This is a genomic window from Gluconacetobacter aggeris (genome assembly GCF_014174395.1).
In the GTDB taxonomy this organism is placed as follows: Bacteria; Pseudomonadota; Alphaproteobacteria; order Acetobacterales; family Acetobacteraceae; genus Gluconacetobacter; species Gluconacetobacter aggeris.
The window spans coordinates 46,584-71,561 of sequence record NZ_JABEQD010000006.1; the positions used below are offsets into that span (position 1 = coordinate 46,584).

At 65.8% G+C, this 24,978-nt stretch carries 15 protein-coding genes and 1 tRNA gene; 3 read left to right on the plus strand and 13 right to left on the minus strand.

The features are described from left to right. Window positions 1–70: 70 nt before the first annotated feature. The 3 genes from tig to HLH36_RS10335 all read right to left on the minus strand — a co-directional run bounded on the left by tig (window position 71) and on the right by HLH36_RS10335 (window position 3,221). Window positions 71–1,408 carry a trigger factor gene (tig, locus tag HLH36_RS10325; protein WP_182986304.1) on the minus strand — a complete coding sequence of 446 codons (1,338 nt, stop codon included), beginning with the start codon at window positions 1,406–1,408 and terminating at the stop codon, window positions 71–73. Between the two features lie 199 nt (window positions 1,409–1,607). After that, a tRNA-Leu gene (locus HLH36_RS10330) sits at window positions 1,608–1,692 on the minus strand. A gap of 29 nt (window positions 1,693–1,721) precedes the next feature. Continuing rightward, the gene (locus tag HLH36_RS10335; protein WP_182986305.1) at window positions 1,722–3,221 is read right to left on the minus strand and encodes an NAD(P)H-hydrate dehydratase; all 1,500 of its coding nucleotides are present in this window, start codon (window positions 3,219–3,221) and stop codon (window positions 1,722–1,724) included. Window positions 3,222–3,372: 151 nt separating this feature from the next. On the opposite strand from HLH36_RS10335, the gene HLH36_RS10340 reads away from it, so the two are divergent. Further along, window positions 3,373–3,825 carry a CopD family protein gene (locus tag HLH36_RS10340; protein WP_182964081.1) on the plus strand — a complete coding sequence of 151 codons (453 nt, stop codon included), beginning with the start codon at window positions 3,373–3,375 and terminating at the stop codon, window positions 3,823–3,825. A 129-nt stretch (window positions 3,826–3,954) separates the two neighbouring features. Here the strand turns inward: HLH36_RS10340 and HLH36_RS10345 are convergent, their stop codons facing one another. Continuing rightward, complete coding sequence (locus HLH36_RS10345) at window positions 3,955–5,787, minus strand: glycoside hydrolase family 15 protein (protein WP_182986306.1); 1,833 nt, start codon at window positions 5,785–5,787, stop codon at window positions 3,955–3,957. 319 nt (window positions 5,788–6,106) lie between these two features. On the opposite strand from HLH36_RS10345, the gene HLH36_RS10350 reads away from it, so the two are divergent. Next, a complete protein-coding gene (locus tag HLH36_RS10350) occupies window positions 6,107–7,687 on the plus strand; it encodes a DEAD/DEAH box helicase (protein WP_408871880.1) in 1,581 nt (526 codons plus the stop codon). 139 nt (window positions 7,688–7,826) lie between these two features. Continuing rightward, complete coding sequence (locus HLH36_RS10355; RefSeq protein WP_182986308.1) at window positions 7,827–9,107, plus strand: class I SAM-dependent RNA methyltransferase; 1,281 nt, start codon at window positions 7,827–7,829, stop codon at window positions 9,105–9,107. Window positions 9,108–9,468: 361 nt separating this feature from the next. Here the strand turns inward: HLH36_RS10355 and HLH36_RS10360 are convergent, their stop codons facing one another. From HLH36_RS10360 to HLH36_RS10400, 9 genes are all read right to left on the minus strand, one after another. After that, window positions 9,469–11,502 carry a M13 family metallopeptidase gene (locus HLH36_RS10360; protein ID WP_182986419.1) on the minus strand — a complete coding sequence of 678 codons (2,034 nt, stop codon included), beginning with the start codon at window positions 11,500–11,502 and terminating at the stop codon, window positions 9,469–9,471. A gap of 160 nt (window positions 11,503–11,662) precedes the next feature. After that, window positions 11,663–15,019: a TonB-dependent receptor domain-containing protein gene (locus HLH36_RS10365; protein ID WP_220792789.1), complete on the minus strand. Its 3,357-nt coding sequence runs from the start codon at window positions 15,017–15,019 to the stop codon at window positions 11,663–11,665. Window positions 15,020–15,124: 105 nt separating this feature from the next. Continuing rightward, window positions 15,125–15,991, minus strand: a complete 867-nt coding sequence (locus HLH36_RS10370; protein WP_182986309.1) for a FecR family protein — start codon at window positions 15,989–15,991, stop codon at window positions 15,125–15,127. A 33-nt stretch (window positions 15,992–16,024) separates the two neighbouring features. Then, window positions 16,025–16,729, minus strand: coding sequence for a sigma-70 family RNA polymerase sigma factor (locus tag HLH36_RS10375; RefSeq protein ID WP_338030431.1), 705 nt, complete (start codon window positions 16,727–16,729; stop codon window positions 16,025–16,027). Between the two features lie 602 nt (window positions 16,730–17,331). Continuing rightward, window positions 17,332–19,518: a beta-N-acetylhexosaminidase gene (locus HLH36_RS10380; RefSeq protein WP_246376692.1), complete on the minus strand. Its 2,187-nt coding sequence runs from the start codon at window positions 19,516–19,518 to the stop codon at window positions 17,332–17,334. A 2-nt stretch (window positions 19,519–19,520) separates the two neighbouring features. Then, the gene (locus tag HLH36_RS10385; protein WP_182986311.1) at window positions 19,521–20,300 is read right to left on the minus strand and encodes a copper homeostasis protein CutC; all 780 of its coding nucleotides are present in this window, start codon (window positions 20,298–20,300) and stop codon (window positions 19,521–19,523) included. After that, window positions 20,300–21,109 carry a glucosamine-6-phosphate deaminase gene (gene nagB / locus HLH36_RS10390; protein ID WP_182986312.1) on the minus strand — a complete coding sequence of 270 codons (810 nt, stop codon included), beginning with the start codon at window positions 21,107–21,109 and terminating at the stop codon, window positions 20,300–20,302. Before nagB ends, HLH36_RS10385 begins: the two co-directional genes overlap by 1 nt. Then, window positions 21,106–22,482, minus strand: a complete 1,377-nt coding sequence (gene gluP, locus HLH36_RS10395; protein ID WP_182986313.1) for a glucose/galactose MFS transporter — start codon at window positions 22,480–22,482, stop codon at window positions 21,106–21,108. The genes nagB and gluP overlap by 4 nt, the downstream gene beginning before the upstream one ends. Continuing rightward, window positions 22,482–24,902, minus strand: a complete 2,421-nt coding sequence (locus HLH36_RS10400; RefSeq protein ID WP_182986314.1) for a TonB-dependent receptor — start codon at window positions 24,900–24,902, stop codon at window positions 22,482–22,484. Before HLH36_RS10400 ends, gluP begins: the two co-directional genes overlap by 1 nt. Window positions 24,903–24,978: the final 76 nt, after the last annotated feature.

Here is a 24,978-nt window from a genome sequence, read left to right on the forward strand (position 1 = left end):
CACCGCCATCATTTCGCGGCGATAGCGGCGATAAAAGCGATGGGGTACCGATGGCGGGATGCCGGACCGATCAGAGATCGGCGGGCGGAATCTCGGCCAGTTCCTCGGGCGTCACGTCCTTGTCGGTCACGGTGGCCAGCTCGATCACATAATCGACGACCTTGTTTTCAAAGATCGGGCCACGCAGGCTTTCGGCCGCCTGCGGGTTCTTGCGGAAGAAGTCGAACACCGCCTGTTCCTGGCCCTGATAGCGCATGGCCTCGGCCCGGATCGCCTGCAGCATCTCGTCCTGCGAGACCGTGATGGCGTTCGCACGACCGATCTCGGCCAGCAGCAGGCCCAGCTTCACCCGGCGCTCGGCGATCTTGCGATAGTCGGCCCGCAGGGTTTCCTCGTCCTTGCCCTCGTCTTCCTCGTCGAGCTGCCCTTCCTTGCGGTCGGCCTCGACGCGCTGCCAGATCTGGCCGAACTCGGCATCGACCATGCCCTGCGGCGCCTCGAAATCGGTCTTCCCGGCCAGGGCATCCAGCAGTTCGCGCTTGATGCGCAGGCGCGACAGCTGCTCGTATTCCTGCTCGACCTGCTTCGTGATCAGCTCGCGGACCTTCTCCAGCCCCTCGAAGCCCATCTTCTTGGCCAGCTCGTCGTCGATCTCGACATCGACCGGGCGCTTCAGCCCCTTGGCCTTGATGTCGAAGGTCGCTTCCTTGCCCGCCAGGTTCTCAGCCGAATAATCGGCCGGGAAGGTGACGGTGATCACCTTCTCCTCGCCCGGCGACATGCCCTCGATCTGCTCGGCGAAACCGGGGATGAAGCCCGCGCCGCCGATCTCGACATTCACGTCGTCGGCGGTGCCGCCTTCGAACGGCACGCCGTCCAGCTTGCCCACGAAATCGACGACCACGATATCGCCCTGCGCGGCCGGACGGATCTCTTCGACCGTCTCGAAATTGCGCTGGCGGCTCGCAATGTCCTTCAGGGCCTTGTCGACCGTCTCGGCATCCGCCGTCGCCTTCAGGCGCGTCAGCGTCAGGTCCGACAGGTCGGGCTGCGCGATCTCGGGCAGCACTTCCATCTCGACCTTGAATTCCAGGTCCGTCTTCCCGTCCGGCTCGGCGCCGGAAACCAGATCGACTCGCGGCTGCAGCGCCGGGCGCAGGTTGCGTTCCTCCAGCAGCGCACGGGTGGCGTCGCTGACGGCCTGCTCCAGCACTTCACCCTGCACGGCGGCGCCATAGCGCTGCTTGATCAGGCTCATGGGCACCTTGCCGGGACGGAAACCCGGCAGATTCATGGACTGCCCCACTTCCTTCAGGCGGGCAGTCCGCTTGCTCTCCAGTTCGCCGGCGGGCACCGTGACGGTGAAGCCGCGCTTCAGGCCGTCGGAAAGCGTTTCAGTAACCTGCATCTGCCAGGCCATCCTCTCGGTCAGAACTTCCAAAGAACGCACGAGTCCACCCGGGACGGCGACATCCGCACGCAAAAAGCAGCCGGCGCGGGCGGCAGCCGCACGCGCGCCACCCCCGCACCGAATTCAATCAGTGCCTCGTACCCCGCTGATCCGAAAAATTCCCGCAAGAACCTCTCGGGCAGGACACAGGCCGGGCTGGTGCGGGCGGAGGGACTTGAACCCCCACGACTTGCGCCACCAGAACCTAAATCTGGCGTGTCTGCCAATTCCACCACGCCCGCATCGGCACCCGGCCTCCAAGCGCGCGGCTTTAGCGCACGGCGCCTGATCCGGCAAGCCGACAATGGCGCGTGTCCGCGCTCCGGAGCGCCCGCGCGCCCAAAGCTGCGGCCTCGGCCCGTGCCGCGCCCAGATGCCGGTCGAATTGTTCGGCCACCGGCCAGGGTCCCGCCCGCATTCCGGCCTCGCCGTGGATCCACACGCCGGCGCAAGCCGCATGCCACGGCTCCATCCCCGCCGCCAGCAGGGCGGCAATGATCCCAGTCAGCGTATCGCCCGAACCGGCGGTGGCCAGCGCCGGCGTGGCATGGGCGTTGATGGCCGCCCGCCCGTCGGGCGACGCGATCACGGTATCCGGCCCCTTCAGCACCACCACGGCCCCGATCCGGCGCGCGGCGGCCCGGGCCGCATCCAGCCGCCCGGCCACGGGCACGCCGAAGACCCGGGCGAACTCCCCCTCATGCGGCGTGATGACGCCCACCCCGGCCAGACGCTCCGGCTGCCCGGCGGCCCAGGCGAACGCGCCGGCATCGGCCAGCACCGTCCGCCCCGCCCCCGGCAGTGCGGGCAGCACCCGGCCCACCTCCTCTTCCGTCAATCCCGGCCCGCACACCCACACCGTCCGGCGCCGATCCTCCAGCAGGCTGGACAGATCGCCGCCATCCACCACCAGCCCAGGCTCGGCCATTCTGTAAAGGCCCGCCGCCGAACCGGCCGCCAGCCGTACCAGCCCCGCCCCCGCCGCGCGCGCCGCCCCGGCGGCCAGCCGCGCCGCGCCCGGCATCGTGCCGCCCCCGCAGATGCTGACCACGCCGCGCGCATATTTGTGACTGTCCACCGCCTGGTCCGGCACCTGCCACAATCCCGGCTCGTTGCGCCACGTGCGAACCGGCACCGCATCCCACACCGTCTCGGGCATGCCGATATCGGCCACGACAAGCCGCCCCAGCTTCTCGCGCCCCGGCAGCAGCAGATGGCCGGGCTTGGCCCGCACGAAGGTCACGGTCATTTCCGCCGAAGGCGCATAGCCAAGGACCAGCCCGGTCGCGCCGTCGATGCCGCTGGGCATATCCACCGCCACCACCCGCCGGGCCGCCGCCAGCACCGATGCCAGTTCCGGGTCGATCGCCCGGCTCAGCCCCGCACCGAACACCGCATCGATCACCAGATCGGCCCGCGCAACCTCTTCCGCCGTAAAAGCCACGCGCGGCCCACACCACTCGGCTGCCGCACGCGCCGCATCGCCACCCGCCCGAGGCGGCGCCAGGCGCGCCACGGCAACCGGCCAGCCGGCCTGCGCCAGGCGCCGCGCCGCGACATAGCCATCCCCGCCATTATTCCCCGGCCCGCACAGCACCAGTACCCGGCATGGCGCGACATGGCGCATCACGGCACGCGCCACCGCCCGGCCGGCATGCTCCATCAGGTCGCGCACCGGCACCGTCCGGCTGCCCGCCTTGTCGATCAGGGCCATCTCGGCCGGGTCCGGCAACAGCAGCGCGTTCGACGCCTGAAGCTGGGGCTGGTCCATCGGACAATCTCCTCCGGTCAAGGGCGGCCTCTCGCGGGCGCGGCCCGCGCACCGCCGTCTTGCGCGCCGGGGCGGAATTGGCGATCAAGCATACCATCGACGTCCGCGTCCCGTCACGCGGGCCATCCTTTACCCCTGGCCGGGAGCTGACATGACCTCCTCGATCCTCTGGAGCCTCGTGCTCGCGATCCACCTGCTCGGCATGACCGCCTGGGTCGGCGGCATGGTCTACGCCGTGTTCGTCCTGCGCCCCAGCCTGGGACTGCTGGATGCCACCCAGCGCGCGTCGGTCCACCTGCAGACCCTCACCCGCTTCTTCCGCCTCGTCTGGCACACGATGCCCACCGTCCTGGTCACCGGCTGGCTGATGATCCTGCACGAAGGCGGCTTCGCGGCCATTCCCTGGCAGGTGAACGCGATGCAACTCCTGGGCCTGGCCATGGCGGCCGTCTTCGCCCGCATCTATTTCGGCCCGTTCCAGAAGGCCCGCCGCGCCATCCGCCCGCAGCCCGCGCTGTTCGACACTATCCGCTCGCTGGTGACGATCAATATCGGCCTGGGCATCCTCACCATTCTATCCGCCGCCATGGCCCGCGGCCTGTAGGCCGGCGCGGCAGCGCCGCTTCTGGCGATCCGATCCGACGCGCGCTTCCTGCGCGTCGGGGCTCACTTCCATCAGGGCCGCTCTCGCTCAGGATCGACGCCGCCGCACCAGCCTATTTCTCAGGCACTCCTACAAGACAGGCAACGGCGCCGCGCCCATGGTGGTGATGCGCCCTGCGTTGAGGATCGCGGCCGAGTTGATCAGCGACAGGTGCGAGAACGCCTGCGGGAAATTCCCCACCTGCCGCCCTGTGGTGGCGTCATATTCCTCCGCCAGCAGCCCCAGATCGCTGCACAGCGCCAGCAGCCGGTTGAACAGGGCATGGGCTTCTTCCATCCGCCCCTGGGCAACATAAGCATTCACCAGCCAGAACGAGCAGGCAATGAACGCCCCCTCGTCCCCGGCCACCCCCTCGATCACCAGATCAGGCAGATAGCGGCGGACGAATCCATGCTCGTCCAGCAATTCGCGCTCGATCGCCGCAATGGTGCCACTCACGCGCGGATCATCGGCAGGCAGAAAGCCCACGACCGGGATCAGCAGCAATCCCGCATCCAGTCCCGTGCCGCCGAAATACTGGACGAAGCAGTTCTTGTCCGCGTTGAACCCCTCACGGCACACCGTGTCATGGATGTCCTGCCGCAGGGCCTTCCACTCCTCCAGCGGCGCCTCCAGCCCGTATTTCTCGACATCGCGAATCGCCCGGTCGAATGCCAGCCAGCACGAGATCTTGGACACCGTGAACTGGCGCCGTCCTCCCCGAACCTCCCACATGCCCTCGTCCGGCTCCTTCCAGATCGTCGCCAGATGCTCAAGCAGCCCCACCTGCAGCCGCCAACCGTCGGTAATCGCGCACAGGCGCGTCTGGCGGGCCACATGCAGCGCCGCAATGGCCTCGCCATACACGTCGAGCTGAAGCTGACCGGCCGCCGCATTGCCCACCCGCACCGGCTTCGACGCCTCATAGCCCGGCAGCCAACCGGCCTCCCATTCGTTCAGCAGCCGCTCGCCGGCGATCCCGTACATGATCTGCACCTGGTCGGGGCTGCCGGCGACGGCCGCCTGCAGCCAGTCACGCCAGGCCATCGCCTCATCGTAATAACCACCGGCCATGATCGCGATCAGCGTCAGCGAGGCATCACGCAGCCAGCAATAGCGATAATCCCAGTTGCGCCCGCCTCCCAGTTCCTCGGGCAGCGAGGTGGTCGGCGCCGCGACGATTCCCCCCGTGGGCTGGTAGATCAGCGCCTTGAGCGTCAGCAGCGAACGCCGCACCATGGCCGCATGCTCCCCCTGATAGGTGCAGCGCCCGATCCAGTCCGACCAGAACTGCTCCGTCCGGTGCAACGCCGCCAGCGCGTCGATCGGCTGGGACAGCGCGCCGTGCGAATCCATATAGGTCAGCACGAAGGGCACCTGATCGCCCTCGGACACGATGAAGCGCGATACGGTATGGCGATCTTCGCCATGCAGCGCGACCGGGCAGCGCAGCACGCAGCGCGACGGCCCGGCGATGGCGCTGATGCCCATATTGTCCGGCAGGCGCGTGACCCACGGCACCGACAGCCCGTAATCGAAGCGCATCACCAGCCAGTTGAGGATCGGGACGGCCCCGCGCCGCCCCTCGACGATCCGGATCAGGGTCGGCTCGGCAGCGCCGATGGCCATGAAATCGAGGATCGCGACCACACCGGTATGGGTCTCGAACACCGTTTCCAGCACCATGCCATGGTTGCGATACGACCGCGTCACCGTAATCGGCGCACCGCCCCGCTCCTCGTCCGGCGCCAACTGCCAATGTCCGTTCTCGCCGTCGCCCAGCAAGGCGGCAAAACAGGCCGGACTGTCGAAGCGCGGCCAACAGAGCCAGTCGATCGACCCGTTCCGCCCCACCAGGGCGCAGCTGCGCCCGTCGCCGATCAGGCCATAATCCTCGATTTTCAACGGCGTGACTTTGACCACGGTTCCTCCAGAGACAAGACGCCAGAGACATGACACCCAACACAACACGGCGCCGGAAAGCGGCCCCGCCCTCCCCGATGCTCCGCGCTTGATTTTCGTCCCATTTCTCGATACGGACAGTCACGCGGAATCGGAGGATTCGCCTTCATTTTCGCAAGGCCCTGCTTCGTCGCAGGAAAACAGGCCGAAAAAAGCCTGCCGAACCACATCGTGGCGGAATGGACGGGACCACACCACTGACACGTTCGAGAGAATTTTGAGCCCCAAGACGAATGCCTCCGCTTCGGCCGAACATGACGCCGAAGTCCATCCCGTCTCCATTGTTCCGCCTGACACGGACGCCGGTTCCCCCGGTGAGGAGCCGTCTGCTTTCGATGCCGTGGATCTCCCGGCCGGGCAGGCCGACGCGGCGCCGCAGCCCCTCTTTTCCGACCTTGGCCTGTCCGAGCCGATCCAGCGCGCCATCGACGAAGCCGGCTACCGCCATCCCACGCCGATCCAGGCCCAGGCCATCCCGTATGTGCTGATGGGCCGCGACGTGCTGGGCGTGGCGCAGACCGGCACCGGCAAGACCGCCTCCTTCACGCTGCCGATGCTCGAGATCCTCTCGGGTTCCCGGGCGCGGGCCCGCATGCCCCGCTCGCTGATCCTGGAACCGACGCGCGAACTGGCGCTGCAGGTGGCCGAGAATTTCGTCAAATACGGCAAATACCTCAAGCTGAACCACGCGCTGCTGATCGGCGGCGAAAGCATGGCCGAACAGAAGGACGTGCTGAACCGCGGCGTCGACGTGCTGATCGCGACGCCGGGCCGGCTGATCGACCTGTTCGAGCGCGGCGGCCTGCTGCTGACGCAGACCCGCCTGCTGGTGATCGACGAGGCCGACCGCATGCTCGACATGGGGTTCATCCCCGATATCGAGAAAATCGTCGGCATGCTGTCCCCCCTGCGGCAGACGCTGTTCTTCTCGGCCACCATGGCGCCGGAAATCCGGCGCCTGGCGGACATGTTCCTGCAGAACCCCAAGGAAATCACCGTCAGCCGTCCGTCCTCGGTCGCCACGACCATCGAGGCCGGCCTGGTCGTGGTCGACGAGGACGACAAGCGGCGCGTCCTGCGCCAGATGCTGCGGGACGACGCGGTGCAGAACGCCATCGTCTTCTGCAACCGCAAGCGCGATGTCGACGTGCTGTGCAAATCGCTGGTCAAGCACGGTTTCTCGGCCGGCGCGCTGCATGGCGACCTGCCGCAATCGGTCCGCTTCTCGACCCTCGAGCGCTTCAAGGCCGGCGATCTCAGGATTCTGGTCTGCTCCGACGTCGCGGCACGCGGCATCGATATCGGCGGCCTGTCGCATGTCTTCAATTTCGACCTGCCCTTCCATGCCGAGGATTACGTGCATCGGATCGGCCGCACCGGCCGCGCCGGCCGCACCGGCCACGCTTACAGCCTGGCCTCCCCGCATGACCGGGGCCTGGCCGAAGCGATCGAAACACTGGTCGGCCACCCGATTCCCCGCCTGGCGGTCGAAGGCGTGACCCAGCTCGAATGGTCCGAGGAAGAACGTCCCCGTGGGGGCAAGGGTCGCGGACGCGGCCGGGAGAAGGACGACCGTCGCGGCGGCAAGCCCGCCCGTCCGGCCGCCCCCGCTGCCGCCACGCCGGTCGAGCCTCCCCCCGCGCGCGAAGCCACGGCCGCGCCGCCGCCGCCCGCGCGCAAGCCCCCCCCGCATCGCCACCCGCGGGAGCGCGAGCAGGAAGACACCGCGCTGGCGAACGGCAACGCTGTTCTGGGCTTCGGCGCGGAAATCCCCGCCTTCATGCTGCTGCCGCGCCGCCAGTTCACCATCACGCCCTCGGCCGACGACGAGAGCACGCATACGGCCGACGAACTGGCCTGACAGCCTGGCCGGGCATGCGCGTCGATGACGATCCGACATGCGTGCCCGGCCGCTCCCGCCCGCCAGCCCACAATCAGGCTCCAGGCCCTCGGCGTCCTGGCGGGCGCACGCCGGTCGGGACCGCGTGGATAGAACACCGATGAACACCGAAATCGATATCAGCGCGCTCGGCGTGGACGGGGATGGCATTGCCCGCATGCCGGACGGCGAGCGCCTGTTCGTCCCCGGCGCCCTGGCCGGCGAGCACGTCAGCGTCCAGCCGGTCGATGCCCGCTCGGCCCATCTCCTGTCCGTGCTGCGCCCCAGCCCTGACCGGGTTGCACCGCCCTGCCCCCTGTTCGGCCAATGCGGCGGCTGTGCCATCCAGCATTTGTCCCTCCCCGCCGCCCTGGACTGGAAGACCGAAACGGTCGTCCATGCCCTGGAGCGCGCTGGCTTTGCCGACCCAATCGTCACCGCACGGTTCCAGAGCCCGCCCGCCTCGCGCCGGCGCGTCGATCTGGCGATCCGCCGCCGTCCAGATGGCGTGGCGATCGGCCTGCACGCAAGGCGTGGCGATGTGGTCGACCTGACGACCTGTCCGGTTCTCGCCCCCGCATTGTTCGCCCTGCTGCCCGCGCTGCGTGAGGTCACGCGCTCGCTGGGCGCGCTGCGGCAGAACGGCGATGTGCTGATCAACCAGCTCGATTCGGGACCGGACCTGCTGCTGGCAACCGACGGACCGCTGGAGCCGAGCGACCGCGCCAAGCTGGCGGAATTCGCGCGCAGCCAGCGCATTCCCCGCATCGCCTGGCGCCGCGCCGGCACCACCGACACGCCGGAAACCGCCGCCCAGACCGGCCCGGTGCGCCACCTCTTCTCGGGCATCGCCGTCGCCCCGCCGCCCGGCGCCTTCCTCCAGCCCAGCAGCGCGGGCGAAGCCGCGATCATCGCGGCCGTCCTGGCCGCACTGCCGCGCAAGCTGAACCGCCGCGACGCGATCATCGAACTCTATGCGGGCTGCGGCACCCTCTCCTTCGCACTCAGCGAGAAGGCCCGGGTCCTGGCCTTCGAAGGCCACCCCGACGCCGTCGCGTCCCTGCGCCGCGCCACCAGCGGCACCCGTGTCGTGGCCGAGCAACGCGACCTGAACCGCCAGCCGGTCATGGCCCGCCAGATCGCCGAGGCCGGCGCCATCGTCCTCGACCCGCCCTACATGGGCGCCGGCGCCCAGATGGCGCAGATCGTCGAAGGCCGGCCGCAGCGGGTCGTCTATGTCAGTTGCAACCCGCAGGCCCTGAGCCGCGACGCCGCCGGGCTGAAGGCTGCAGGATACACGCTGGACGGCGTGACGATCATCGACCAGTTCCTGTGGTCGACCGAGGTCGAGGCCGTCTGTGTCTTCAGCACCCCACCTGCGCCGCGCCGCCGGATGCGCTAAATCCGCGCCCTGATAATCCGAAGAAGCCGCTAAAAAAACCGCCCCAACCGACGAATTTCCGAGGTGCTCGGAAATGCCGAACCCGTCGGGGGCGGAACGAACCCAGTCAGGGGGATGACCGATTCCAGAAGCATGTATCCATGCACACGCTGGAACGCGTCCCCACCCGCGCGGCGGCACAATAGGCCGTCAACAGAACGATACCGAAGAACAATACCGATAGCCGGCATTGTCGTCAGGACGAAATCCAGGGCGAGGGCGGGTCCCGTTCAAACGAGATCGTTTGAACGGGTGAAGAAATCCCATACGGCCGGCCTGGCGGCGAGGTTTCGGCCGCTCCTGTCCCCGGCCGGCCACCCCGTCACCAGATCTTCACGCGGTCTTCCGGCTTCAGATACAGCCTCTCTCCCGCCACGACACCCCATGCGTCGTACCATGCATCGATATTATGCATCGGCATGTTGACGCGCGCGACCGGCGGCGAATGCGGATCGACCACGATCTGCTGGCGCAGGGCGTCGTCGCGCACCTTCTCGCGCCACACCTGCGCCCAGCCCAGGAACACGCGCTGGTCGCCCGTCAGCCCGTCGATCACCGGGGCCGGCTTGCCGTGCAGCGAGGCATGATAAGCGTCCAGCGCCAGCGTCAGCCCGCCCAGATCGGCGATGTTCTCGCCCATCGTCAGCTTCCCGTTCACATGCACGCCCGGCAGAACGACGAATGCGTTGAACTGCGCCCCCAGCCGGTCGGCAAGTTTCTGGAACCGCGCCGCGTCCGCCTTGGTCCACCAGTCGCGCAGCCGCCCATGCTCGTCGAACTTGCGCCCTTCATCGTCGAAGGAATGGGTCATCTCATGCCCGATCACGCCGCCGATCGCGCCGTAATTGATCGCCGGGTCCGCCGTGGGGTTGAAGAAGGGCGGCTGAAGGATCGCGGCAGGAAACACGACCTCGTCGAATACGGGCATATTGTAGGCATTCACGGTCTGCGGCGTCATGTCCCACTCGTCGCGATCGACCGGCTTGCCCAGATGCCCCAGCCAGTACCGCCATTCGAAGGCGACGGCGCGCGTGGCATTGCCATACACGTCGCCCTTGCGGATCGTCAGCGCGCCATAATCGCGCCACTTGGTGGGATAGCCGATCTGGATGGTGAAACTCTCCAGCTTGCGCAACGCGGCGGCACGGGTCGCCGGCTCCATCCAGCTATTATGCTGGAGACGGACATGAAAGGCGGCCTTCAACGCATCCGTCAGATGCCCCATCTCCACCTTGCTGTCCGGCGGGAAATAGCGCGCAACATAAACCCGGCCGATCGCCCATCCCATCGCGGAACTCGTCGCACCCACCGCGCGCTTCCAGCGCACGGGCAGTTGCGGTTGGCCGGACAGCGTCTTGCCGTTGAACGCGAACCAGGCATCGACGAATGCCTTCGACATGTTGGGCGCCGCATTGTCCGCCAGATGGAAGGCCAGCCACGCGCGCAGCGTCGCGATATCCGTCGCGCCGAGGATCTTCGCCTCCCCCGCGATCGCACCGGGTTCGCCAGCGATCACGACACGCTGCGCGAGACCCGTCGCCGGAATGCCCGCCGCCTGCAACCAGCGCGTCCAGTCGAAGCCGGGCATGTCCTTCCCAAGCTGCTCGACGGTGCGGGGATTGTAGCTCTTTTCCGGATCGCGCATCTCGTCGCGCGCCCAGTGGACCTTCGCGATGGCCGTTTCCAGTGCGACGATGTCGGACGCCGCCTGCTTCGCGTCCGGCCACCCGATCAGGCCGAGCATCGTCTCGACATAGGTCCGATACGCGGTCTTCTTCGCGGCAAAGGATGGTTTGGCGTAATAATCCCGATCCGGCATTCCCAGCCCCGCCTGGTCCAGGTCGAGCGCATATCGCGTAGGGTCCTTCGCATCGGGCTGGATCATGAGCGAGAATGGCGAGGCCTGAAACGTTTCCTGCGCCGCCCCGGCAAGCGCGGCGAAGGACGCGGCATCATGGACGGCACGGATCGCGGCCAGGTCGGCCGCCAGCGGCGCCACACCCGATGCCTCGACGGCCGCCTCGTCCATGAACGCGGCATAGAACGTGCCGAGCTTGCCTTCGATCGTCGTCGGGTTCTCCTGCGCCTGCGACGCCACGTCGTTCAGGATCGCCTGCACCCGCGTACGCGACAGTTCGGCAAGTTCGTTGAACGGCCCCCAGCTCGTCCGATCCGGCGGAATGGCCAGATGGTCGACATAAGTGCCGTTGGCATAGCCAAAGAAATCATTGCCCGGCTTCACCGAGAGGTTGCGTCCGGACAGGTCGAATCCCCAGGCCCCCTGGGGCGCGACCGGCGCGTCCGGCGTCGCGGGAACCGCCACGGTGGCGGCCGCCGCACCGCCGACGGCCAGCATCCCGGCCAGGCAGGCCGTGCCCAGCAGCAGCGCGATCCCGCCACGATGCTGTGCGAGGCTACATTTTTTCGTAAGGATCAAATCGATTTCCTCCTGGCGCGCCGCGACGCGCCGAATTGTATGGAATGGTCGTTCCGACGCGGGACGCGTATGCCCGCGCTCAGAAATTCGCCTGGACCGTCAGCATGAACGAGCGCCCGATGATGCCGTCGAAATAGCGCGAGGTCGAACCGGTATAGGGATATTGCGGCTTCGCATCGAACACATTGTTGATATTCAGGTTCGTCACATAATGCTTGAGAAACGTATAGCCGATGGTCGTGTTGAACGTGAAATATTGCTTGAAATCGTTGATGGAGTAGGTGTTCGGGGCGACGTTCAGCTTGTAGCGGCTCTTGCCGTAATAGATCATCTGCCATTGCAGCATGAGCGGACCGCGGAAATAATTGATATTGGTCGTGAAGCTGTCCCGCGGGTTGGCAGTGTCGCCGACCTGCGCATAGGTCTGGCTCAGCAGCGTCTGGTTGTTGAAGACGTAATGCATGTAATTGACGGTCATCTCGACCGCGCCGGATTTCGGACCCAGCCCGATATCGTCCAGCGTCAGGAAGTAATCCAGCTTGGACTGCACGCCGCGCACGTGCTGGTTCGCGATATTGTAATATCCCTCGTGGAAATTCGTGATCTGTCCGGACGAATCCCGCGTGAAGGCCGAGCAGTAGGCATTCGGAAAGTTCGGTGAATCGTAGCACGCGTCCATGATCTGGGTGATATCGAGCGACTGGATCTCGTTGTGCAGATTGATGTCGATGAAATCGGAATTGATGGTCAACCCGCGCACCCAGCGCGGCCGCAGGGTGACGCCGCCGGTAAAGCTGTCCGCCGTTTCGTTTTGCAGATGGCGGTTGCCGCCCGAACTGCCGAGTACGGTATAATTGTTGATGTTCGAAGAAAAGTTGCTCGGCACGCCCGCCCTGGCGCAATTCGCGTGCCGGACACCCGGATTCGGCCCGGACGTGATGAACTGGGGCGAGCACGGATCGTTCCCGCTGCCGTAGACCGAGCCATCGGGCGCGAACAGTTCCGTAATCGACGGCGCGCGGAGCGACCGGGTATAATTGCCGTGGAACACCACATCGCGCGTCGGCGCATAGGTCCCCCCGGCGGTCCAGGTCCAGAAGCCTCCGGTTATGGAATTGTTGACATAACGCGCCGCCGCATCGCCCGAGAATTCATAGACGCCGGGGACATGCATCTTCGGCGAAACCAGCGGAACCTCCAGTTCCGCGAAGGCTTCATGCGTATGATAGCTGCCCGCAACAGGCGAGACCGGAATAAACGCGCCATATTGCTGATAGGTGCCGTCCGGCATGGGCTCCCCGCGGAAGAAGGCTCCCGGATTGAAGCTCGTAGCCTCGCGCCGGTGCTCGTAGCCCAGGTCCCAGCGCACGTCGCCCGCCGGCAGCTTGACGACGGTGCTCTTCACTTCGGCCACGATGTCGAACTGGCTGTTGGTCTGCGAGGTCTTGCTCATGGCGGTAACATAATCGATCGCCGCCTGGCTCGCGGTGCCCACGCCGAAAGGGTTGAGCGCCGCGCAGGTCGCACTCTCGGTGGGCAGAGGCGAACTGACATAGCCCGGCGCGCAGCCGATCGACCCGTCAGGCAGCCCCACGGCATTCAGCGCGTTGACGAAGTTCTGCGCCACGATCATGGGCTGATAGGTCTGCGACATCGAGCGTCCATAGGTGCCGGTAATGTCCCAGTCGAAATGACGGCCGGCGAATTCGAAATCCCCGTTCAGACCACCGACGAACCGAAATGTCTGCGTGTTCGTGGTAAAGGCGCCGGTCCCATAATCGGTATTGGCACGCGCCAGATAGAACTGGTCGGTCGGCACTCCCTGGGCGGCAAGGTTCGAGACGATGGTGGCGCGTTCCGCTTGCGTCAGGAACGGATTACCGGTGCTCAGCACCAGGTTGCCGCTCTGCGTCCCGTCGGCGGCGCCCGTCATCGCGCTGGCGAACAGGGCGGTATTGTAGTTCGGCTGGGCAGACGTGTTGAAGGCGCTCGCATCCTGGTACCAGCCTTCGAACTTCGCCTTCAGATGGTCGGTGATGTCGTAATGGGCCAGCGTGGTCAGGTTCAGCCGCGTCTGGCCGACGATCAGGTTATTGTAGTTGCCGATATTGAAGCCATTCCCGCCTGAGCCCGAAATCTGGTCGCCATTGACCGAATTGTAGGTCAGCGGCACCAGCGCGGTGCCCGTAGGGTTGAAGATCAGCGTCTGTCCCGCGGCATTCGTCACACCCCCCAGATTCTGGCCCGAGAGCGTGGGATAGGTATCGGAGGTGACGGGAATGCCCGAATTGGTGAACTCCAGATAGCGCTGCCCGTGTTGCAGCACATATTTGTACGGGCTGCTCGGATCGTTGCTCTGTCCGAAATAATTGCTGTCTCCGCCGCCAAATTGCGGCCGCGCCGCGCGGGTCAGCGGAAGCTGGTCGTTATATTCCACATCGAAGACGACGCCGCCCCGATCATGGTCGAAATGCCGGCCGGCCAGAAACGCGATCTTGGCCGACCCGTCATCGAGCTTCTGGGAAAAGCCGCCCTGCGCGGTAAACTCCACGCCCTGGAAATCATTTTTTAGGATGAAGTTCTGCACGCCGGCGATCGCGTCCGACCCATAGGCGGGCGCGCCACCGACGCTCACCGTCTCGACTTTCTTGATCAGCGACGAGGGAATGATGGACAGATCGACCGGCGACCCCGCAACCGCGCCGAAGATCGAGGAAGACGCGTCGGAGACGAAGCGCATGCCGTTCACCAGCGTCAGCGTGCGTTGCGAGCCGAGGTTGAACATGTTGGCGAAGAACTGGCCGGCACCGTATGAGCCCTGGGCCCCCATGTTGGAATTGTCCGGTGCGCCATAGGCCGGGTTTTCGCGCAACAGCGCGGTACCGACATTGGTATAGCCGCGCCGCGCCAGTTGCTCGGCATCCAGCGTCGTGGTCGGCATGATGTCGGTCAGCGCGGAATGGGCGAGGCGCGATCCCGTAACGACGATGGCTTCCACGTTAGACGCCGCGTCCGTCCGATCCGGAGCGGCGGGGACGGCGGCATTCGTGGCCTTGATGGCGCCCCCATGCGGCGTGGAGGAAGGCGCGGGCGGCAAGGTCGTGACGATCTTCAGCCCGCCGGAAGGCGTCGCGACCACGGCCAGCGCGGTCCCGCGCAAGGCAAGGCCGACCGCCGCCATCCCGGTCATCTGGCCGCCGATCGCAACCACCTGCCTGCCCGCCACCTGATCGGGAGAAAATGCGATGGGGGTCCCGGTCTGGGCCGATATGCGCAACAGGGTTCGTGCCAGCGGCGCCGGCGGCAGGGCGAAGGCGAAGGATTTCGCCTGACTGACGGAGGCATCGGCGGCTCGGCCTGACGAGACTCCCGCAAGGCACGAGCCCGCGAGCAGAAAAAAGGTGGATATACCGAGTAGCCGCTGTTTTCTCTTCATCTCTTCCTCATCGTTACGGACCGTTACGGTATGGTCGTTACAAAGGATGAGGATCGAGCCGGCCAAAGTGATACCGACGGAGAAACTTTTTTTACACGATGATCGTCACGATATGGAATTGATCGCCACGACCCCGAAAGGCAGATGCCGGATGGAGACCGGAAAGGTCTCTTCAAGCTGCGTGAGCGAACGGCCGGTATCGTTCAGCGAAAATACGCCGCTCGCCCGGATGCGCGCCGCGCGCGGCGTGATGTAAAGCGACCCTCGCCAATAGGGCGCCAACCCCGCGATCACATCGCCAAGCGTCCCGTTTTCCACGATCAGCATGCCATTGCGCCAGGAGGTCGCAAGTCCCCAGTCTATGGCCCGTTCGTCCGGCCCACCCGGCTCCAGATCCATGGCATGGCCGGCCGCCAGGGTCAGGCGCGGCCCACGCGCGGGCAGAATGGCCAGCATGTCGTCATGGGCGGTCACGATGGTCCGGCCATCATCGCGACGGACCATGAAATCGCCGGCCGACGCACGGACCAGGCCCGCGCGGGTGGCAACCTGGATAAACGGCGATGCCGCGTCGGGACGGCTTTCCACAAGAACCATTCCATGCAGGAGCGTGAATGCGTTCCGCGCACCGCCGGTGGCGAACGCGATGGCGCTGCACGGCGCAAGCGTCGCGGTGGATCGTGCACCAAGGGCCAGTTGCTGCGTCTCGCCATGGCGGGTGCGGATATCGGCGCGCAGATCGCCCGACAGCAATGCCGGTCCGGCCAGCAGCCCCGCGACGCATGTCGCGCCGGCGGCAGCTCCCAGCCCTCGGCGCAGCAGTGCGCGGCGTTTCACCCGACGTAGATAGATGTCGCCCAGAGACTGGCCACCCAGCGCCGCGCTCAGCCGCGCAAGCTGCATGTCCACGGGGTTGGACCGCCCGTTTTCGCCCTGCGGCGCATCCGTGGACCGTGTTGGATCGGAAGCCATGATGCTTTCTATTACGAACAGGAATTCAGGAACTCAAGGCCGATCCAGCACACCCGCGCAGGCACGCTCGGCGGTGTCGATATATTTCCGCACCATGCTGACCGATACGTTGAGCCGTTCGGCGATATCCTGGTGGCGCAGATGGTCGATCCGGTAGAAGAAGAACGCCGCACGTGCCTTGGGCGACACGCCGTGCAGCGCATGGTCCATGCGTTGGAGCAATTGCAGGAACGCGTTATGTTCCTCGGGGCTCGGCGCCGTCTCCGCCGAAACGGCCCGTAGCGCATCCAGATAGCTTGCCTCCAGCACGCTGCGCCTTCTCAGTTCGGCGATCAGGCGCCGTGCCACGACCAGCAGAAAGGCGCGCGGTTCCCGCAGGTTCTCCGCCTGCCGGGACGCGGCAAGACGGACAAACACCTCGGAGGCGATTTCCTCCCCCTTGCTGCGGGAGCCGAGTTGACGTGCCATGCGGCTGACCAACCAGCCGAAATGAGACTGGAACAATCCCGTTAATGGGTCGGGAAACCGCGAATGCGTCAAGGGCTGTTTGGTCATCTCATACCCACTCGCCCGAAGACCGGCACACGTCCGGCTTCGTGAGTCGATTTTGATGATCCGTTCCGGATCGTCGATGACCCTGTTCCATGCGATCCTGTAAACATCGACGATATCGTCGTAGCTGCCCCCGAGGGTTGCGTAGAGCTTGTTCCGGCGCAGAAAGCCCCAAAAACTCCCCATCCGATAGGGAATTCCAAACAGAGTCGCTCTCTTCCCGGATTGGTATTGCGATCACGAGGCAATGGCCGGCGCCACAATCACCAAACCCGTTCGTTCGAATTCTGAATTACGTACATAAAACGTATAATAATCAAACCTGTCCGATATATTGACGATTCTCAAGGGGTTTCTTATTCACGTATCATTGATATCGCTTATGCATCTCATTAACAGATTGTCATATACCGCGTTTCCCATTGAACATCATGCACCGACCTCTACTGAAAATCATAACGGGAGTGCAATAGGGAACCGAATCTGCTGATGGCGACCAACGGGCCAAAACACGGCCGGCCAGGTCGCCCCCACACGTCACCCATGCCGCCAGATGCGATCAATCCGTGGAAGCGGGCGGAATAAACGCCCATCCAGCCCCCCGGAACGGCGCGAACGGGGCGTATGCGCCACTCGACCTGGCCAGCCGGCCGCACGCGGGCACGATGCTGACGGTCATGGCGGTGACGATGCGGACCTGCGGGCATCTGGCAGGCCGGTTGAAGTCCGGGCAGATCTGACGATCGGGGGCCCGCTCCCCCGATCGCCGCGATCCCCTCCGCAGGATTTTACGGCGCGAGAAGCCTCCGCACCGCCGGCTCGACCGCGATCATCAGCCCGGCAGGCGGCAGGGCCGCGCCGGCGGACGTGCCGGACACATCGGCGGAACCATTGATGGCGGCGTCTTCCTGATCGAAAATCGCCTTCTCCGGCGCAGAGAGTGTCCGCCTGCCATCCAGCGCCTTCAATCCCGCCCGGGCGATGACCGCGAGGTGACTGGACGTCACCAGGGCCTCGGACAGGCCACGCACATGCGCCACCGGGGCGAAGGCCGCATCATTGTCGCACCAGACCGCAAGCTGCCGCCGAAGGGCCGGCACCACACTGTGGTCTCCCGCCACATAGCGCGCCACCAGTATCGAAAACCGCTGCGCCTGTGCCGGATCGGGCGACGCGACTTCCCCGATTTCATCCAGCCTGTGGCCGTGGCGCCCCACATAGCGATTCATGTTGTAGTTGCGCAGCGGAACCGTGGCACTCGCCAGCACCATCACCGGATCGACCGTACCGGGCGAAAGCCGTGCCGCCATGCGCCACCTGTTCGCCTCGCCCTGCAATCCCGTGATCTGGAGTTCGGAATTCACCACGGCAAGGCGCCGATACATGTCGTCGACATCCCGCACGGCGGCTGGCGACCAGAACCGTTCGGCGATTGCGGCCGCACGCGGCCAGATCCGCGCATCGAGCATCTCGTCGGTTACAAGTTCCGCCCATAACGGCGCCTCGCCGCCAAGCACGTAGGATTTCTGCTGCTCGGTCAGGGGCGGCGGCGCGGGTTCCTTCAGGAAGGCGGCAACCAGGTCCGGCCGCGCGCCCTTCTGCAACATCCTGTCGGCCTGGGCACGGGTAATGCCGTTCGCGGCCGGATCGTACGGGTCGACCAGATAATGCTGGCCGGCCGGCTGGAGCAGATCGAGGTAATACCCGGCGGACACGATGACGGGATGACGGCCTTCGGTGGCGGAGGCAATGAATTTCGAACTGCGCCAGACATCGACCACCACGTCGGACGGAATGGCCGCCTCGCTGACCTCATCCCACCCGACCATGATCTTTCCCTGACCGGCCAGGATCTTCTGCACCTGCGCGGTAAAGGCCGCCTGCAACGCCTGCGGCGTCGCATAGCCATGGTCCTTCATCCAGGCCGCGATCTTCGGATTCTTCATCCATTCGCCGGGATCGACCTCGTCACCGCCGGAATGGAAATAGGCATCGGGAAACAGCCGGCCCATTTCGCCGTAGAGCCGGCGCACAAGGCGCAGCGTCGCCGGCAGGGTCGGGTCGAGCGCGGCCGTATTCTTGTTCTTCGGCTCCGGATCGACCGGACTTTGCGCCGCCAGTTCGGGATGGGCCAGCAGCAGGGCCAGCGCATGGCCCGGCACGTCGAATTCGGGCACGACCCGGATACCCCGATCCGCCGCATAAGCCACCAGGTCCCGGATCTGGCGCTGGGTGTAGTACTGGCCGTGCGATCCCTTCGCGGTCAGTTCGGGCAACACGCGGCTCTCCACCCGAAAGCCGGTTCCATCGCTGAGATGCAGGTGCAGGACGTTGAGTTTCAGCATCTCCATCGCGTCGATCTGGCGCTTGATGGTCTCGACCGTCACGAAATGGCGCGACGTGTCGATCATGATCCCGCGCCAGGCGAAACGGGGATGATCGGCGATGGTCGCAAAATCGATCTTCGGCCCGTTTTCATCCCGCCCGATCAGTTGCGCGAGCGTCGCCAGGCCATGGACCACCCCATCGGGGCCGTCAGCCGTCAGCGTGACGCCGCCGGGGCCGACCTCCAGCCGGTAATCCTCCTTCGCCCGCGTCGTCAGCCAGCCCGCATCCTGTCCCGCCTCGATCCTCAGCGGAACCGGCGCCGAAGCCGGGTCGGCGGGCCGATCGGCCACGGGCATCACCCGTCCGGCCAGCGCATCGGCACGGCCCAGGAAGCGCCCCGCCGCCGCTCGCAGCATCGCGGAAGGCGGACGGCTCCACGACACGACGAAGCCGCCGGACAGCGGAAGCGCCCCGCCGGGGAAGGCAACCGAAGACGGAATCGGCATCAGCGCGGGCGCGGGAGCAGGCGCCACGGGCCCTGCCGCCGTCGGCAGCTCTCCCGGTTGCGTCGCGCAGGCCGAAAGCGCCATCGTCGCGGCAAGCAGCGAAGACCCGGCAAGAGCCGCGCGCGCGGTCGAAAACATCATGCTCATTTTCTCCTGGAACAATCCCCGGACGTCGGGGCAACGCGGCCTGCACTGTCCAGCACACGGCGTATCGCCCTGACCGTCGCGGCATCGGTCGGCACCGGATTGTCGCCGAAACCGGCATGCCGCGCACCCTGCCCCCGTGGCGGATCACCACTGCGACAGGAGCCGTGAATCTCTTTGACCCCGGTGGCCGCGACAAGTGCCGCGGCCGAAAGCGGCGAGACGCCGCCACCGGCCATGACGGAAATGCGTCCACCGGCCCGATCGGCCAGACGGCGCAGCCTCTCGCGCCCCTCCCATGCGGTGGTCCCCCCACCCGAGGTCAGGATGCGTTCGAACCCCAGCCCCACCGCGACTTCCAGCGCCGCGTCCGGATCGACCGCCTGGTCGAAGGCGCGATGCAGCGTGGCACGGGACAGGCCGCAGGCGCGGGCATGGTCCAGCAGCCGGCGCAGCATGGCCTCGTCAAGCCGCCCATCCGCCAGGCAAGCGCCCAATACGATACCGGACAGGCCGGCCCGCGCCACGGCGGCAATATCGCCGCGCATGACCTCTTCCTCGGCCGAAGAAAATACGAAATCCCCCGGACGGGGCCGGATCATCGCAAGGACAGGGCACGACACACGGGCGGCGATCGCCATCAGCCCCGCCGAAGGCGTCAGTCCGCCCAGCGCCAGCGCGGCACAAAGCTCGACCCGGTCGGCACCGCCCGCCACGGCGGCCTCCAGGCCCTCGGCCCCATCGACGCAGACTTCCAGCAGGATGGGGCGCGCGTGCATCACGGCCCCGCCGATCGCGCCGGCTGAATCGCGACGAGTTCCGGGTCATGCCGCATCTGCCATTCGATCGCATCGCGCTGGGCCAGGCCCGAAGCCGCCGCCGCATCGAGCAGGACAAGGCAGTCCGGGTGGAATTGCAGGGCGGACCCCGGCACCGCCGCGCTGACCGGCCCCTCGATCGCACGCGCCGCGATCGCGGCCTTGCGCGCACCGGTCACGACCATCAGCGTCCTGCGGGCCTCCAGGATCGTGCCCGTTCCCATCGTGATGGCCCGCGTCGGCACACGCGACGGGTCGCCGCCGAACATCCCGGCATTCTGCGCCAGGGTCGCCTGCGCCAGGGTGACGACACGGGTACGGCTGGCAAGCGCCGACAATGGCTCATTGAAACCGATATGACCGTTTTCGCCCAGGCCGAGGAGTTGCAGATCGATCCCGCCGGCCTGCGCGATGCGCGCCTCGTATCCGGCGGCTTCCGCATCGGCATCAGGCGCGGCGCCATCGGGAACATGGGTCCGCTCCGGAGCAAGGTCGACATGCGCGAACAGGTGCGCGTGCATATAGTGGCGATAGGATTGGGCATGGCCGCCCGGCAGGCCGACATATTCGTCGAGATTGAAGGTGGTGACGGCACCGAAATCGACACCATCCGCACGGGCCGTCCCGACCAGCCGGCGGTAGATCGCTTCCATGGTCCGCCCCGTCGCCAGCCCCAGGACGGACTCCGGCCTGCCGCGCACCTGATCGGCCAGCAGCCGCGCCGCCAGTACGGCAACATGGGCAGGATCGGGGCAGATGATGATCTTCACGGCGCTTCGCTCCTTCCCGTGGCCAGGGCCGGCCGTCGCGTCCCCGCGCGCAGCGCGACGATCCATCCGCCGATGAAGACATAGGATGGAACGGCCAGCGCCATGAAGGAAGGCGTGGTGCCCAGCACCGGGACAAGATGCACGAAAACCTGCGGCAGCACCGCCCCGCCGGAATAGGCCATGACCAGGAACGACGTCGTCCGTCCCCCCTCCGGGCCACCCTCCGCAAGCACGATGGGAAAAAGCGCCGGCAGGATCATCGCATTGGCAAACCCCAGCAGCGCCACGCAGAAGACCGGCACCACGCCCGGAGCCACCATCGCCAGCAGGCACAGCAGAATCCCGCCGACACAGGACAGCAGCATATAGCGTTCCTGGTCGACGACACGCGGCACGAGGACCATGCCGGCCAGATAGCCGGCCATCATCGCGGCAAGGGTCAGTGCCGTCAGATATTTCGTCACGTCCAGCGACAGGCCGAAGGAACGGCCATAGAGCCCGATGGCGTCCCCGGCCATGACCTCCACCCCGACATACAGGAACATGGCAAGGGCCCCGGTCATCAGCCATCCCGGCTGGGCCGCCACCTCACGATCGCGGGCGCGCGGCGCGGCACGCTCCATGGCGATATCGGGCAGCCTGGCGCGCGCGGTAAAGACCGCCAGCAGCAGCAGCAAGCCAGCCATTGCCGAATAGGGGGCATGCACGGCGTGGGTAAAGGCCGCCAGCGTCGCCTCGCGGGCGGGGCCGGGCGGCGTGCGCGCGATATCGGCCGCCACACCCCCGACATTCGGCATGACGATGACCGCGAACAGCGCGGGTGCCACGATCCCGGCGAATTTGTTGGCGACCCCCATGATGGCGATGCGCTGGGCGGCACGATCATGCCCCCCCAGCAGGCTGACATACGGATTGATCGTAATCTGCAGCAGCGACAGCCCGGCCCCGATCACCGTCAGGCCGCCCAGCGCACCGGCATACCATCGCGCGTTGACGCATTCCCCGAACAGCGCGGTCCCCGCCGCCATCACCACCAGCGCGATGGACAGGCCCCGCCGCAGACCGACCCGCCGCGTCAGCGCAGTCGCCGGCAGCGGAAAGACGAAATAGGCCAGATAGAAGCAGACGGGCACCAGGAACGCCGAGATATCGTCCAGATTGAAGGCCACCTGGACGAACGTGATCAGCGGGCCGTTCAGCCAGGTCACAAAGCCGATGCTGAAGAACAGGGTGGCCATGATCAGGATGGGGCGCCAGCCATAGGCCCCGGCGGGGCTGCGCGCCGCAAGGCCGGCCAGCCACGACCGTCCATTGAATCCCCCGGCCGGTGAAGGCACCGGCCGGGGCGAACGATCGGGCCCGTCCTGCACCATCAGAACCCGGTGGACAGCGAAACCACGGCGGCAAACACGCCGCCGACATAATAGACCGGCCCGCCGCCCGTGGCGATGTGGCCGGTCGAGGTGGCGTGCGGAAGGGCGTTCGCGGTGTAGCTGGAGCCGGAGACATAGTGATTGTCGCCGAGATTGGTCAGGTTGAGCTGGATCTGCGGATGCTTCATCGGTCCCAGCGCCTTCATCCGATAACCCAGCGCCAGGTTCGACGTGATGTAGGACGGCATTTTCTCGTCATTCATGAAGGTCGTGTACTGGGTATCGACATAGCGCAGGTCGAAATTGCCGAAGAAGGTGCCGTCATCGTAATTCAGGCCGATGGCACCGGTGAATTTCGGCGCCGCCACCGCGACCTTGCCGGCCGTCGGCAGCGCACCCATCCCGGTGTTGAAATCATTGTCGAAGGTCGAATGCAGGAATTGGCCCGAGACATACGGGCTGAAATGATGCCAGCGCGCCAGCCCCAGTTCCGCCTGGATGCCGCGCGAGGTCTGGCCGCCGATATTGATCGGGGATGCGACCATCTGGTTGGTGCCGGGAATATAGCCCGTCGAGGTCACCTGATGGTTGGTCATGTTGATGTTGAACAGCGACATCGAGAAATTATAGAGACCGCCCTGATGACGATAACCGATTTCCTCGCTGATCGAATATTCGGGCTTGAGGCTCTGCGGCTGCATCACCGCGTGTGACGAATTCGGGTCGAAGATCTGCGAATAGGCCTCGACCGAGGCCGGAGCCCGGAATGCCGTCGTCCCGTTGATGAAGATCTGGTCGTGGGGCGTAATTTTGTAACTTGCCGAGAATTGCGGCAACGGTTCGAAGTAATTGCCCTGCATCTTGTACGGGTCCGCCCCGGGGATCAGGTTCGTTCCCTGGCGCGAGACCATGGCGACGCGAAAGCCCGCGCTGAGGGTCAGCCTGTCGTTCAGCAGGCGCTGCGTATCGGCGACGAACAGCGTGTTGACCTGCTGCATGAAATTCAGGTCGTACCCGGACAGGATATGCCCGTTCACGCGGATCGGCGTGCCCGACCAGCCGCTGCCATCGGCATTGACCGGCAGGAAATCCGACAGTTCCTCATGGGTGGTATAGGCATACCACCAGCCGAAGGAGAATGTGTTGCTCTTGCTGATCCGCCAGTCGGCCGACATGTTCAGCCCGCCCGTCTTCTGGTTCCACGGATCGCGGCCTACGGTCAGGATGCTGCCATTGACGACGGTTCCGCCCGAAAGCTGGCCATATTGCTGCGTTCCGTAATACCCGCCGACCGCCGGAATGTTCTCGCCGCCCAGGGACGGACCGAACTGATGGACGTAGTAAGGCGTCACATGCAGCTTCAGCCGGTCCGTCAGCGTGAAGTTCATCGGCACCACGATAAGCTGCTGGTTCAGGTTCTGGTTCGCCAGCTTGTAATACCCCGCGTCGCCCGGAGTGAAATTCGGATCGTAGGAGAATCCGACGCCATATTGTTTCCATTGCGCCATGGTGGGCGCCCGCCACGAGGTCGCTTCCTGACGGTTGTAGGAGAATATGGCGGAGATATTGTTGCCGTCCCCCCACTCCTTCACGAATTTGGTGTCGAGATGATAGCGCATGAAGCCACCGGGACCGCGCGCGCCATTATCGTAGCCGGTATGGGAGAAGGACAGGAACCCGCGCACGCCGGAATTGCCGATGTCACCCGTATCGAACCGCAGGAATTCCTTGTTGAAACTGTAGGAACCGCCGGCAAGATCGGCAAATCCGCCCATATGGTGCGACGGGTTGATCGCCGTCGCCGTGATCTGTCCGCCCACGGCGTTGTAGAACGGCGCGTTCAGGTCCGGCGCCCCCTGGGAAATCGTGACGGAACCAAGATTCTCGGTATCGACCAGCGTTGCCGTATAGGGCGCGTAATTGATCGGGTCCGCCAGCGGCGCGCCTTCGAACAGATAGCCGAACTGGGTTTCGTTCAGGCCACGAACCTGGAGATGGTCCCCGGTGGTGCCGAACGGGTCCTGGCTGCTCACCGTCACGCCGGGAAGATCGGCGATCAGGGACGTGATGTTGGATGACGGCGACTGTTTGGCGATGAAATCGCGCGTGATGCCGCTCTGCGAACGCGGCGCGGATTGCGGCGGCATCAGCCCGCCGCCCGGCGTGCGATTGGTAATGCCCGTCGCCGCCACGGCATGGTTGGTGACCGAGACCTCCTCCGACGATCGGGTGAACTGCCCGAGGACGGACGAACTGAGGTCATCGCCGCCGGATGACCCGTTCCGGACCGCCGGCGCGCTCGCCATGGCCTTCTGGCCATGGCCGGTAGCCGTCTTTTTTGTCTGCGCATGCGCGGCTGCCGCGGCAAGACCGGTCAGCGCAACGCAGGAAAGGGAAAGCTGGCGGAACGAGATGCGCATGGTGACAACTCCACGACCCGACTGACGGTGAACAGTCTCTGTCATTGCTCTTCAGAAACAAGCTCGCAAACGGGTT